Raw genomic sequence first — 13,714 nt, forward strand, 5'->3', positions numbered from 1 at the left:
GTGCATCTATGTATAAGAAAATCGTAGTGGCAATTGATGGTTCCAATCATAGCTTCCTTGCCGCAGAGCATGCGATCGAGTTAGCAAAGCTGCAAACAGGAACACTTGTGGAAGGCATTCATGTCCTTGATTATGAGAAAACGAAATCAGATGTCCTTCACAGCAGTGATCCGATTCAGCTGCAAATGCAGCGAGAAGAGAAGTTCAAGCGTTTTCGTGATGCTTTTGAGAAAGCTGCTGTCTCTTACAAACTAATCATGAAGCACGGTGAGCCTGCTCCAATGATTCTAGAGCACGCACGCGATACGAGTGCAGACCTTATTATCATCGGCAGCCGCGGGTTAAACCCACTTCAGGAAATCGTTATGGGCAGTGTCAGCGGCCGTGTGGCTAAACGCGCAAAATGCCCTATTATGATCGTGAAATAATTAGCAGCAGTAAAGGCTGTCGGCAACTACCGGCAGCCTTTTTATCTACTCAAAAAGGAGAGATACGTTGAATATAAGAAAACTTCTTCCTTCTGAAACGCCTCCCATGGAGCTCCTGTTGGAAGCAGATCCATCCGAAACGAAGGTTAAGGGTTATCTGAGTGAAGGAAGCTGCTTCATTGCGGAAGAAAAACAGGCTATTCTTGGCGTCTATGTTATCCAGCCGATTAAACCTGGTATCGCGGAGATAACGAACATTTCTGTTAAAACTACGAGCCAAGGAAAAGGAATCGGCAAGCAACTTATTCAGCACGCTATTGGTCAAGCCCGCACAGACGGCTATGCCTCACTGGAGGTTGGAACAGGTAATTCCAGTATTGATCAAATTGCTTTCTATCAGAAATGCGGCTTCCGATTAGTAGCCATCGAGCCCAATTTTTTCCTTCGTCATTACGATATGCCTATTTTTGAAAATGGGATACAATGCCGAGATATGGTCCGTTTTCACTATGCACTATGATATCATCTGTCATCAAAGCTCATATATAGACTCATTATTGGTATATATATAAATTAAATTCCATTTTTTCAATATTATTCTCATAACCACCTAGATATTTAGTAGGATAATATTATAATAAGGATGCTGTCTTTATTTATCCTTATATTATTATTCTGATGAGACAGGGAAGGAGAATTTATGAAATATTGTAAAGAATGCGGAAAACAAATGAAGCCTGGTGCACAGTTCTGCACGAGTTGCGGTACAAGCGTGAGCGGAAGTGCTGCTCCACAACGCCAGCAGCAGAACACCTCACCAAAGAAGAAAATGAGCAAAAAGAACAAGATTATACTAGCGAGTGTCGTCGCACTTGTCGTTATTCTGTTTGCTGGTTACAAAACTGGTGAAGCAATGACTTCAAAAGATAAAGTGATTGATAAGTTCGAAACAACATTAGCAGACAAGAATTCGCAAGAACTTGCCAAGATCCTTTCGACAGATGATAAAGAACTTAAAATTAACGAGGATTCTGTTAAAGGTTTGATTACCTATTATGAAAAGAATCCTGAGGAGTTAGATTACCTTATTACCGACATGAGAAATCAAACGGAGGAATCCGTGGACTACTCCACCGGTCCTGTACACCTTTCCAAGGATGGAAAAAAGTTTCTTCTTTATGATAATTATGAGATTAATGTCCAGCCCTATTACATAACTTTATCCACTGATTATAAAGATACGGTATTGAAAGTCGATGAGACTGAAGTAGGCGAAGCTGACTCAGATGATTTCGAAAAAACATTCGGTCCGTTTGTGCCTGGCTCGCATGTGATAACTGCTGATTTAAAGCATGGTATGGTAGAATTAGCAGCCAAAGAGAATCTCGACCTTTATAGTGAAGTTACAAACCAACAAACTCACTTACAGGTAGAGAGTTCTATTAGCAAGGACGCAAGAAAACAGATTATGGAACAGATTCATACAGTTGGCGATCAGATTGCCCATGCAAAAGCAGCTAATAATACGAGTCATTTGAAAGATGCAGGTAAGCCATTTCAAGAAATGGTTCAAGACGATATAGATAACTTAAAAGATTGGGATTATAGTTATGAAGGTGCTTACCTTTCATCAGAGTTTGATTTGGATTCCTTCAATGCCACTAAATTAGATGCCGGGTGGGCTGTGACAGTTGATGTAAACCAAACATTTAATGAAGCAGAAGTTTATGACAACGAGTCAGCTGACTTAGAGGAAATGGATCATCAGTTGAATTATGTAATGCTATATGATGAAAAAGCCAAGAAGTGGAAAACACACGATGCAAGTGAAAGCTATTTCAGCACGATTGGCGACAACACGGAAGTAATCGAGAATAAGAAAGCCACCATTTATAAAACAGGCGGAGCTAAATCGGAAAACCAGGGTTCCGACATGAAGATCCCTGATAATGTAACTACATTGATGGATAGCTACATGCAGGGCTTAATTGAAGCAATCAATAATGATAGCTTCAGTAGTGTTTCACCTTACATGGCAGAGGGCTCTGTCTTATACAAATCCCAGCAAGAAATCGTATCAAATCTTTCATCAAAGAGCATCACCGAGCATCTTGATGATTACGAAATAACTGGCTATGAAGAAAATGGTGATACAGCAACTATCACCACGAATGAAACTATCACTATCTCATATAGTGATGGTTCATCTGAAACCAAGGAATACAATTGGACATATACAGCTGAGAAATCCGGAAGTGACTGGAAGCTTACAAACATCGAATAAATGGAAAAGCACATCAGCGACTAGCCGATGTGCTTTCTTTTACTAGAATGAGAATGGTGAATAAAAGTTCATATAATCTAGGGAATCCACTAACATAGAGAACATAATGCTAAGAACAATACCTGTAACAACATAGACAATTAATACTAAATAAACATTATCAATTCCACGTTGTCTATTTTGTTTGAATCCTGGAATTAGAATTAACGGAGCAATTACCAGTGCAAAGGAGAAACCTCCGAATACCAAGACAACCCCCCACAGTTCCATGCCTAAGAATGTAAACAATGCTCCTATAAACATAATTGCTGTGAAAGGAACCAATAGACTTCCGTATCGTACAAGCACAGCTTTATAAGTCACAGCCGATTGGTCTAATTTCAAGACGCCGAAAGTGATTGCCGCAAAAACAAACAAAAATACCGCAAAGACAATAACCGGTTTTACAACCACTCCACCAAACGGCACTTCCCAATAGTCCTGCTGGTTAGCATGGATATAAATAGTTAACGGAATAATCAATGAGAATAAAACAAATGTAATAATAGCATTCACAAAATTATCTGTTCCGTATTTCATTCCATTGCCATCAGGACGTTTTAATACATCTAAGAAATAAGCAAAATATTGCTTTGAAACCTTTTTAGTCGTTTCTAAGTATTCATTTGCTTTGCCACTAGCATCTTGCTGCCCAGCCGATTCATGTGTTGCTGCTTGCAGATTTCCTGTACCAGTTTGCCCCTGCATTGCTGAACCGCAATTCTCGCAGAATTTACTCCCTTCCGTGTTTTTATGTCCACAAGATGGACAAGTCACCATAAAAATCTACTCCCTTACCTTAAAATCGCACAATTATCTATGTACTTCCTCATTATACAAAAAATAGGTCAAAAGTGTCAGCATTTTGTAAAATAAGTATAAAAAAGACATACATAGTTGATGTATGCCCTGCTTTTTGCACTGAAATTATACTAGTAAACTTCATATATATATCCTCATTTGAATTGATAAGCACATAATATCTAGAGGCATTAGTTCTCCAAAAATATTCCTGAATCTTACTGCACAATATAGTAAAACCTAACCTGAATATTGACATTACAGTTAAAAGTCGTCTGCCAGAACCATCGTGTTAAGCCAAAATATGAAAAAATTCTTCTTTAATCTGCCATCGTAATGGTTCGTGATTAATATATCTTTTAAACTCTTCTAACATGTAGCTCCCCATCCTTCCACATTCTTTTCCCACACTGCCTGCCAAGTGCGGCGTTAATATGACGTTTTCTAAATAATACAATGGAGAATCTGCGTGTGGCGGTTCGGGGGAAGTAACATCTAATACAACAGTTATATCGGTCCTTTCTCGCAATACTTCTACCATCTCTGCTTCTTTTATAATAGCCCCCCTAGAAGTATTGATCATACTCGCAGATGGCCGCATTTGTGAAATAAGTTCTTTTCCAATCATCGCTTTTGTTTCTTCGAGCAGAGGAGGATGCAGAGACACTACATCTGACCGGCTGAAAATTTCCTCCAACGAACATAGCTTGACTCCTAACTTGGCAGCTTCACCTGCCTTTATATATGGATCGTATGCGATGACATGAACGTCAAAGGACTTGAGCAATTCACAAACCATTCTCCCTACCGTACTTAATGAAACGATTCCGACGGTGCTGCCGAAAGCACCTGAAACATCATTCGTTTTCGTGGGATACTGCTTATTTCTTCTAATACTTCTAGTAAAGGTCCAGCCTTTCTTCAGACAAAATAAGATTTGTGATAACGTATATTCCGCTACTGGAACAGCATTTGCTTTCACAGCATTCGTCAGCAGGATGTCACGTTCCCAAGCCGCTTTCGTAACAGTATGCTTTAATGATCCAGCCGCATAAAAGAATGCTTTTAAATTCGGAGCTGCATTAAGCAATGTTTGATCAAGCTTTGGTCCTCCCCAGCCTGAAAAAATCACCTCTGCCTCATGTAAAACGGATAGATCTTGCTGGAGCTGTTGGTTGGTCAGCGGCTGCTTATAAATGTCCGACAGCGTTTCTATTTCTTTCCTCACCGCTTTTGGATAAACAAGTTCAAACGAAGCTTGATTCATAACATATAACCCTTTTACCATCGCTACCACTCTCTCTTTTTAGACTCTCAGAAGGGAGATAAAAACACAATATTTCCTAGCAGAAATCATTTGGGGTTTCATTCTCCGCTAGAAATCGTTTGACTGTCTCGATATTGTATTTAATAGATTCCTTTGCAGGCATAGAAGCACTAAAGTCTTCCATACCAATAAACCCGTCATAACCAACAGCCTTCAGATCTAAGAGAACTTGCTTCCAATTCACAATCCCTTTTTCAATTGACGTCCACTGCACTGACCAATCTGCCGTCCCATCTGTATGCTGCTGTTCCTTTTGCCAGTGTGCATTTTTCACATGCACATGAGCAAGATAGTCTCCTAACAATTCCAGTCCCATTCGATGATGCTCGTATCCTTCATGTACCATGTTGCCAGGATCATACAAGACACCAATGTTCTCTGGATCGAATGAGCATACTAGCCGATGAGCTAAGCTCGCACTAGGAGCAATGGTGCCATGATGTGTTTCGATTAAGCCTTTCACCTTATATTGCTTGCACATTTGTTCTACCTCGTTTAAATAAGCAGTGGCTGTACGAAATAGATCATTATAATGTTGGGACCGATCGTATAAAGGTACACCAATGCGTACTGTGGCAGCACCAAGCTTTTGTGCAACCTGCAAAGCATGTTCGGTAGCTTCTAAATCTCCGGCAGTTAAGTACGGAAGAACGCTTAATATGTTAATACCATTTTGGTTCGCTGCATGCTTTAATTTCTCTATTTTTTGATCTGTTATTGCTGGAGATATGGTACACAAATTATTTCTCCAAAAGCTAGGTGCTTCCTGTCTTAACTCTGCTGGTGTGTCTTTAAATCGCCATTCTACAGCGGAGTAGCCGGTTTCCTTTAAGTAGCCAATAATAGCTTCTGGTGTCATATCTGGTGCCATTACTGAATACAAAGAGAATTTCATGTTTTACACTCCTTCTACTTTAATGCAGATTAGACTGTGTTCTTTCCATCTGTTTGCTTTCGATCTTAATAAACGTACAATGGGCGAACCACATGATAGCAAAACTCAGCATGCTTCCGGTATATAGCGGCAGAATCCCCGGAAATATCGTAACGATATAAAAGTAACTCATAAAACTTAGCAATATAAGCAACGTCATCAAAGGGGAAGAAACACCGATAACAAATGCATGCTTGATGTAATCTGCGTATTTCACATCATAATGAACATAAACAGGAAAAATGTAGATAACAACAACCGTGCAGAGAAGCATGAGTCCTAATAACAGCCAGCTCAACAAATTTCCTATAGCGTTATTAAAAGAGGTGGATATAAAATAATTGATTACTAGTAACGTTCCAACAAATGTTATCGCATAACCTAGCAAATTAATTTTCACGAATTCTTGTTTATAGGTAGACCAAAAATGCTGGAATATATTAAAATCGCTGTTTCCTTGAATCCACTTTCTTTCGACGGCAAACATCGCAATAGTAGCTGGAAAAAAACCTATTATAACGGCACCTAATATTGTGAAAAGCAGCCAAAGAATGTTTAGATATGCGAGCCGAAAAATCCACACACATATGTTGTAAAATCCACTTATCAATGGCTCCAACAATCTTCCCCTCCCTTTGTTGCAGCATCTAATTGTGATGCTGTACTGGTTATGTTAATAACTTGTGGATAAATATAATTGTATGAGAAGGAGGTTATCCCCCTTCTCCGTGCTAACACTTTATCTGCTCTCCAACCATTCTGTACTTTCCTTTTGTGCCTTATCCAAAGCCTCTTGTACATCTCGTTTACCTGTTAAAGCTGCCTCAATCTCGGATGTTAAAATAAACCTTGGCTGTCCAGCTGCCCAATGATAGCGAGGTGTGTACGGTGTGCTCATCGCTTCAAAGACAGGTCCCAGTAAGTCTTCATATTGCTTTACTTCTTCCCACTCTAGTGCTGACTTTACCGAGGGTAATACACCTGTCTCGTAAAAATATTTCTGAGCAAAATCACTTGTAGCAAATTTCAGCCATTCCCACGCCAGTTCCTTATTTTCACTAGATTTCCCAATTGCGATCGGACTCCCCGCAAACATGCCGCCGATACCATCTTCATTCTTAAACTCTTGCGCTATCGCAATCCGATCTTCTAATCCTTGCGTATGTGTTTGCTGCACCAAATTACCAGGTCCAGAGTTCAGCATAATGGCAATATTATTATCCTTGGTCATCCACTTCTCATTACCTTGATTACTTACAATACCTTCGGGTGCGTATTGTTGAATATCGAGCATCCAGTTTAAAGCTTCAACCATTTCAGGTGAGTTAAATTCAAACTTCACATCTTCCCAAGCAAAGCCTTCTCCCCATCTCCCGCCGATACCTTCGGCTGCGTTAAGCAGTGTAAATGCGGAGGACCAATCTCCACGGAACCAGACACCATAGTTCTGCTCACCAGTCACCGGGTTCTTGCCGGTCATTTTCGCTGATTTTTCTTTGATTTCTTCCATTGTTGGATGCTCGGAGAGGTATTCTACTCCCCAATCATCAAATAACTTTTTATCATACGTAATGAAACGAGCATCACCTAAAAAAGGTAAGCCATACATCTCTAGCTCCTTGCTGTCAGGCCCTAATGCTTTCCAGCTGTCTACTTGCTGATCAATAAAAATATCTGTACTAAATTCACTATCTTTATCTACATAAGGCTGCAGCGGTTCTATTACGCCTTGTGCAGCAAAGTCAGCAATACCCGGCAGCTGATAGACATCGGCTTCACCAGAGGTTATCATCGCCTGCGTTTTTTCTGTATAACCGTCCCATGGCATAATAATGAATTTAACAGTCGCGCCGGGGTGCTGTTTTTCAAATTCATCTTTTAACACATCTAATCCTTGAATCTTTTCGCCTGTGATTGGATTAGTAGAATCCTCCATGGAAAAGTCTCCAATCAATTGCACATTAACCGTTTGTCCTGCCCACTCGCCGTCTTTCTTACTGCCGCCAGGGCTGCAGCCAGTTAGAACAGTAACGAGCAGCAACACAAAAGAAGCAGTTAAAAATATGCCTTTTTTAGATATTCTTTTCAACATGTTCCTTCCCCCTATTTCATTCTAAAGTAGCAGTACTTAGATAACTTACTCACCCTTCACCCCGCTGAGCGCGATACTTTGGATAATATATCTTTGCAAAAACAAGTACAGGACAATAATCGGAAGCACACTCACTGTTGCCAGTGCCATTGTTAAGCCTCCCAGACTGGTACCATTCTCCAAGGAGAAGCTAGCTAGATACAACGGTACTGTGTGTAACTCTTGATTACTCAAAACGACTAATGGCCATAAGAAGTCATTCCAACTTCCGATAAAAGATAAAATAACCATCGTCGCAGCAATAGGACCAGCTAACGGAGCATAAACTTGAAAGAATATCTTAAATTCACCGGCTCCATCAATTTGTGCCGCTTCTCTTATCGTGTCAGGCAACTGATCGAAAAACTGTTTACAAAGGAAAATCAGCATCCCATTAATAATGGACGGCAAAATTAACGGCCAGAAAGTATTCAGCAAATCTACGCTATTAAATAGTTTGTATAGTGGAATTAATCGAGGCTCCATTGGAATCATTAATGTACAGAGAACAATCACAAACAATAATCTTTTCCCTTTAAATTTTCCCTTTGAAAATGCGTAACCTGCCAAAAGAGCAGACGATACAGCCAAGATCACCGAGGTAACCGTGACAAAAGCCGAATTAAGATAGGATTGTATGAGTCTTCCATTCTCAAAAACAATACTAAAGTTAAATCCTGATGCATCGTCAGGGAACAGACGCGGCGGAAATGGCATGGCTATATTCGCGCTTCGGTCAAACCCTACACTAATCATCCACACGAATGGCGCCATGAGCAGTATTCCAAAGACGAGCAGAATGAAGAATTTAAGGTAACCCCCTATTTTTTCTGCCTTTTTATAGGACATGGTTTCTCCTCCCTTCTATTAAAGCTTCATTTTTGATACTTTTAAGTTTATTAAGGTAAAGACGAGGATGATAATGAACATAATATACGTAGCTGCTGAAGCAATACCGAATTCAAATCCGGTAAAGCCACGTTCGTAAATAAAAGCTCCCATTGTTTGAATGGATCTCGCAGGACTTCCGCTTGGCCCGCCTAACACATACACTTCATTAAATCGCTGCAATGCGCCAATCCAACCTGTGATTAACAAGAACGCAAATGTTCCTCCCATGTTAGGAATGGTAATAAACAGCCATTGCTGAAAACTGCTGGCACCATCAATTTTGGCTGCTTCATACATCTCTGGTGATATCGCCTGCAAGTTTGCGAGACAAATGATAATGATAAAACCTATCCAATGCCAGACAGCTAACAAAATCACAGCCCACTTGGAACTAGATGGATCAGATAACCACTGTGATGTTGGCAGTCCCACGGCTTCTAGGGCATAGTTGACGATTCCCATTTCAGGATGCAGTACAAATGCGAAGATCATTGCGGCAGCGACGATAGACGTTACATTCGGCAAAAAGTAGATGACTTTGAAAAAGTTTTTTCCTTTTGGAGTGGTATTGATTAACGAAGCAAAGATAAAACCTAGCGGGATAGCAATCGCGATTTGAAAGATTCCTATATAGAACGTGTTCCAAACTGAATTCCAAAATGGCTGCGACGTTAATACCGTTTGAAAGTTTTGCAGACCAATAAACTTCTCAATCGTTCCATTTGATTGATAAAAACTTAACCGAAAGGATTCAAAAATTGGGTACACCAAGAATAATAATATTCCTAGAAAACTTGGTATCAGAAAAAGATACCAAGTGACTTGCACTTTTCTTTTTCTCTGCTTATGTGACCCAACCGGAACTTGCTTATCCGGTTGGGCGATGACCTTCAAGTGGTCCTTTGCCATGTTGCTCTCCTTTCCAAAAGCAGTTATCACAACTATGATAACGCTTTCATAAAAGTGTTCACGCAAGCACTCTAATAGATACTCTCATGTGTTTTGCAGCACTAGAGCTCTGCCGCCAAGCTTCTCAGCGAGGTTGCGCAAAAGCTTCGGATTATTTATAAAGCTTTATCAATCGATATAAACTGTCCAGACCAAGCTTTTTTCGATGTCCATTCTTCTTCTCCTTGCCAGAAGTGGTCAGTTGGCGACAATCCTAGCGGAAGAAAAACCGCAGCACACATATATAGACTTCCAGTTGATATATATCCTTCGCCCAAGTTTGGCTGATGACCGCATAAGCCAATCTTTAGCCAGCCCGCATCATCAAATGTCCCTGGCATCTCAACTATTTTTCGGATAACAGCTGTTAATGCACACCGCACTTGTGCAGGCTGAAGACTAGCATCCAATTTATGCTGCAAAGCCATTTGTGCTAAGCTGTGAAATACGCCAAATCGATAGACAATAGACCGCCCGACTACAGGATACGTACCTTCTGGTGATATACTTCTTTCTAAAATGACGGCATATCTCATCGATCTTTTGTTTATGTCTTCTTTCAGCTTTAACCAATCTGCAGATAGAGGCGCCATATGGTCTGTAATATCTACGAGCATTGGATGAATAACAAAACTATTGTAATAATCAGTATGAAGCTCTATCCCGTCTTTATAGATACCGTCCCCTGCATACCATTGCTCATGCTGCTTTAATGCAAAGTCAATTCGCATTGGATCCCAGTCTTCTACACCCAGTAAATATAAAGCCGTTTCAGTCATCGCTGCGAACAATAGCCAATTGTTGAAAACTGGTTTCCTAGTACGTGTTTGCTTGAATGCTTTTATCACATTTTGTTTTGTATTTAAATCTAATTTTCCTATCAATTCATTCGGGGCACGCATTAATGCTTGTGCAAAATAGGCTGTATCCACAATCGGCTGCAGGCCGTCAGAAAAATTCATATAATCTGGTGAGGAAGGATCTGTTGCTTCTTTAATTCCCGTTCTGATTAATTCTGCGTAATGCTTTCTTAATAATCCTTCTTTTCCATCACGTGGCCCATTCTCAATCCAAGGTGCCATCCCGCTTATCAATCTCGCAAACGCTTCCAAATGACTGTAATTCTTTCTGTCATCTAATCCTTCTACTGGCATGAGCTGCTTTAATTGTTGATTTGCTAAAGAAGTAAGAACAGGATTTGCGATTTTATCCATCGTTTTCAACCAATATTCTCGATCATTTTGTCTTAACATTGATTCACCCCATTAGTTTCATTCAGTTGTCACCACGTAGCTCTGTATCAGATCTTCTTGCGCCTTGCCCAGCTTCGTAAACAAATTATAACGTGGAGTAGAAATGAAAAGTTGCGCTGCAATACTCAAAAATATCGTTGTATGGTTCAGCTGCCTGCTGAAAAGGATAAGTTTTTCAACCTCAAACGTACACACTAAGCCTCTGCATTTCTGAATATTAAATTAATAGTTTAGAAAGATGTATATATAAGAAGCAAAGTCATAATTTTAATAACTAAAACAAAAAAGCACGAAGCTTCCTTACTATACAAGTAAGCAAGTAATAGAAGAGACATGGTGATTATTTATGGAGGGGTAGGCATTGAATAAGTTATTCGAACAAATCGACCTCAAGCCATTTGATTGGGTTTATCGGAGAGTTTCTGTGCGTGATTTTCAAGGCTTTTACCATTGGCATCAAGGGTGTGAGCTATTGTTTGTTTATCGAGGAAAAGGGCGGGTGATTGTAAACCAGCAGACATACGAAATTAAGAAAGGAATGCTTTTCTTTTTTCAACCCTTTCAATTACATCGGGTGTATGTGGAAGTATCACCGGATACGCCTTATGAACGCAGCATTATGCACTTTGATCCACTAACTCTAGGTAAAAATCTGCACTTATTCCCAGGTATTCAAGTCCTGTTTAATCAACTGCAAAATAATGTGAATGACCTTCAAGCATTTAATTTAGATAACTATTTTCAATATATAAGCGAGGTATGTGAGGTATTTAATAATTCGTTACAAACCAGCAGCTGGGAGGAACATAGCCAGCTGCTTCTTCTGCAGCTACTCACATGTATCCGGTTAAACTATAGCGAAGTGCAACAAGATTCTTTTAATAAAAACTTTCGTGCACCTTACTATTCCGAACGAATTATGAAGTGGATGGAGGATCATTATACGGAGCCGTTCGATTTAGGAAGGTTAGCAGATGAACTTCATTTATCAAAAGGTTATGTCTCCAAGATCTTCAAACGCGAAACAGGCAGTAACTTAACAGGATACATTACGATACGGAGAATCAAACAAGCTTGTCAGTTGCTCCAGCTGACCCACAAACCAATCGAATTAATTGGCGAAAGTGTTGGGTTTGGGAGCACCTCCCATTTCATCCAGATGTTTAAAAAGATAATTGGTACTACACCGCTCCAATTTAGACTGTCACAACAAATGCAGCATAAGAAGAAATAAATACTAACTGACACAAAAAGGAACTAACATAATCAGTTCCTTTTTTGTCTTCTTTAGCGCTCCCGTACCCCTCACTTACAGGATATGACCGAAGCACTTGTCACATTGTCAGGCCTCCGCTACTAAACGTTCGGTTTTACCAGCCACCCGATAATAATTTTCCCCCGCGGGCTTCTCTTGAACAACAACTTGTCCCGAAGGCAGGTGCATGTACGGCGCAGCTTCCCTTTTCTCCGTGAATTGGAACTGTCGTTTTACACTGAGTTCCTTGCGTTGATGCACGAGATTGGCTAAATCTTCTACGATGGCACTGGCAGTTGGCAGCGCACCAGCACCTGGCCCTTGCAGTTTCAGTTTTCCGACAAGATTACCCTCGATACAAACAGCATTATCTACTCCATCTACACTGTAAAGCGGGTGCGCAGCTGATAATACAACCGGCTCCACGTATACTGTCACTTCTCCCCCCGTATTTTCGAGCGTCGCGACGTGTTTGATTTTCCACCCTTGTTCTGCAGCTTTGTGAATATCCTGGAAGGAAACGGAACGGATACCCTTGCGCGTCACTTTTTCCCAATCTGGCTGTGCTTCAAATAATAGATCACTTAGGACCATCAATTTATAAAATGCATCCCATCCATCTACATCATTCGCAGGATCAGCTTCTGCAAAGCCTGCTTCTTGCGCTAGCTGTAATGCCTCTTCAAATGGGATATTTTTATCAGACATTTCGCTCAAGATAAAATTTGACGTCCCATTCAAAATGGCCTCCACTTTAACAACATGGTTAATATGCAGCAGTTGTTTTAATGTGCCAATAACTGGTACACCGCCCGCTACCGCAGCTTCATATTCAAGACGCACACCTTTTTCTTTCGCTAACTCCTTTAGATCTGCGCCTTTGGAAGCGATCATTTCCTTATTGGCAGTGATGATATGACAGCCGGAGGATATTGCCTTCTTTAAATAGCTGTACGCAGGCTCGATGCCGACACTGGCTTCGATAATAATATCCAGATCTGTTATTGCAAAGAACTCCTCTACATTATCTGTAAGCAGGGTATCTTTCACTTGCTGTTCATACTTTTGTTTATCCCGTACTAATACGCCTGCCACTTGCACTTCCTTACCGAATACTGTCTGCAGATTCTCCTGATGAGAGCGAATTGTTCTGCCCACCGCACTTCCAACTGTGCCGTATCCTATTAATCCAACCTTTACTGCTGTCATTATTTTGCCTCCTCAGTTGATTTTCTATATAAAAAAAAGCCTCCCTGAGAGGACAGGGAGACGAAGGATCCGTACTGTGTCTTCTCATCTACAGGAATTAGCACCTTTACAAGTCATATAAACTTGCAGGTTGCCGGGCATCGTCGGGCCAGTCCCTCCGCCGCTCTTGATAAGAAATTTGTATTTGTTTGTTATGGAGAATATTAACATTGCA

The 13,714-nt window shown here is 40.5% G+C and carries 13 protein-coding genes and 1 riboswitch; of the genes, 4 read left to right on the forward strand and 9 right to left on the reverse strand.

All coding sequences use genetic code 11. The features are described 5' to 3' along the window. Positions 1-8: 8 nt before the first annotated feature. The 3 genes from B1K52_RS04140 to B1K52_RS04150 all read left to right on the forward strand — a co-directional run bounded on the left by B1K52_RS04140 (position 9) and on the right by B1K52_RS04150 (position 2,712). The gene (locus B1K52_RS04140) at positions 9-428 is read left to right on the forward strand and encodes a universal stress protein (protein WP_077305606.1); all 420 of its coding nucleotides are present in this window, start codon (positions 9-11) and stop codon (positions 426-428) included. Between the two features lie 67 nt (positions 429-495). After that, positions 496-948 (forward strand): GNAT family N-acetyltransferase, encoded by a 453-nt coding sequence (locus B1K52_RS04145; RefSeq protein ID WP_077305607.1) that lies wholly within the window; start codon positions 496-498, stop codon positions 946-948. Between the two features lie 180 nt (positions 949-1,128). Continuing rightward, on the forward strand, positions 1,129-2,712 hold the full coding sequence (locus B1K52_RS04150) for a zinc ribbon domain-containing protein (RefSeq protein ID WP_077305609.1): 1,584 nt from the start codon (positions 1,129-1,131) through the stop codon (positions 2,710-2,712). Positions 2,713-2,754: 42 nt separating this feature from the next. On the opposite strand, the gene B1K52_RS04155 is transcribed toward B1K52_RS04150, so the two are convergent. The 8 genes from B1K52_RS04155 to B1K52_RS04190 form a co-directional block, all read right to left on the reverse strand. Then, a complete protein-coding gene (locus B1K52_RS04155; protein ID WP_077305611.1) occupies positions 2,755-3,531 on the reverse strand; it encodes a zinc ribbon domain-containing protein in 777 nt (258 codons plus the stop codon). 313 nt (positions 3,532-3,844) lie between these two features. Continuing rightward, complete coding sequence (locus B1K52_RS04160; protein WP_077305613.1) at positions 3,845-4,840, reverse strand: hydroxyacid dehydrogenase; 996 nt, start codon at positions 4,838-4,840, stop codon at positions 3,845-3,847. 55 nt (positions 4,841-4,895) lie between these two features. Next, complete coding sequence (locus B1K52_RS04165; protein ID WP_077305615.1) at positions 4,896-5,774, reverse strand: sugar phosphate isomerase/epimerase family protein; 879 nt, start codon at positions 5,772-5,774, stop codon at positions 4,896-4,898. Positions 5,775-5,793: 19 nt separating this feature from the next. Next, positions 5,794-6,432 carry a YesL family protein gene (locus B1K52_RS04170; RefSeq protein WP_179106458.1) on the reverse strand — a complete coding sequence of 213 codons (639 nt, stop codon included), beginning with the start codon at positions 6,430-6,432 and terminating at the stop codon, positions 5,794-5,796. Between the two features lie 120 nt (positions 6,433-6,552). Beyond that, positions 6,553-7,905 carry an ABC transporter substrate-binding protein gene (locus B1K52_RS04175; RefSeq protein WP_077305619.1) on the reverse strand — a complete coding sequence of 451 codons (1,353 nt, stop codon included), beginning with the start codon at positions 7,903-7,905 and terminating at the stop codon, positions 6,553-6,555. Between the two features lie 45 nt (positions 7,906-7,950). Continuing rightward, the gene (locus B1K52_RS04180; RefSeq protein WP_077305621.1) at positions 7,951-8,793 is read right to left on the reverse strand and encodes a carbohydrate ABC transporter permease; all 843 of its coding nucleotides are present in this window, start codon (positions 8,791-8,793) and stop codon (positions 7,951-7,953) included. Positions 8,794-8,811: 18 nt separating this feature from the next. Next, complete coding sequence (locus B1K52_RS04185) at positions 8,812-9,744, reverse strand: carbohydrate ABC transporter permease (RefSeq protein ID WP_077305622.1); 933 nt, start codon at positions 9,742-9,744, stop codon at positions 8,812-8,814. 155 nt (positions 9,745-9,899) lie between these two features. Then, the gene (locus tag B1K52_RS04190; protein WP_077305624.1) at positions 9,900-11,036 is read right to left on the reverse strand and encodes a DUF2264 domain-containing protein; all 1,137 of its coding nucleotides are present in this window, start codon (positions 11,034-11,036) and stop codon (positions 9,900-9,902) included. A 361-nt stretch (positions 11,037-11,397) separates the two neighbouring features. On the opposite strand from B1K52_RS04190, the gene B1K52_RS04195 reads away from it, so the two are divergent. Next, positions 11,398-12,270, forward strand: coding sequence for an AraC family transcriptional regulator (locus B1K52_RS04195; RefSeq protein WP_077305626.1), 873 nt, complete (start codon positions 11,398-11,400; stop codon positions 12,268-12,270). A 108-nt stretch (positions 12,271-12,378) separates the two neighbouring features. Here B1K52_RS04195 and B1K52_RS04200 read toward each other — a convergent pair whose 3' ends face one another. Beyond that, positions 12,379-13,500, reverse strand: coding sequence for a homoserine dehydrogenase (locus B1K52_RS04200; protein ID WP_077305627.1), 1,122 nt, complete (start codon positions 13,498-13,500; stop codon positions 12,379-12,381). Between the two features lie 81 nt (positions 13,501-13,581). Continuing rightward, positions 13,582-13,676, reverse strand: a riboswitch (SAM riboswitch). Positions 13,677-13,714 lie beyond the last annotated feature (38 nt).

The sequence above is a fragment of the Terribacillus halophilus genome (genome assembly GCF_900162685.1).
Taxonomy (GTDB): domain Bacteria; phylum Bacillota; class Bacilli; order Bacillales; family Amphibacillaceae; genus Terribacillus; species Terribacillus halophilus_A.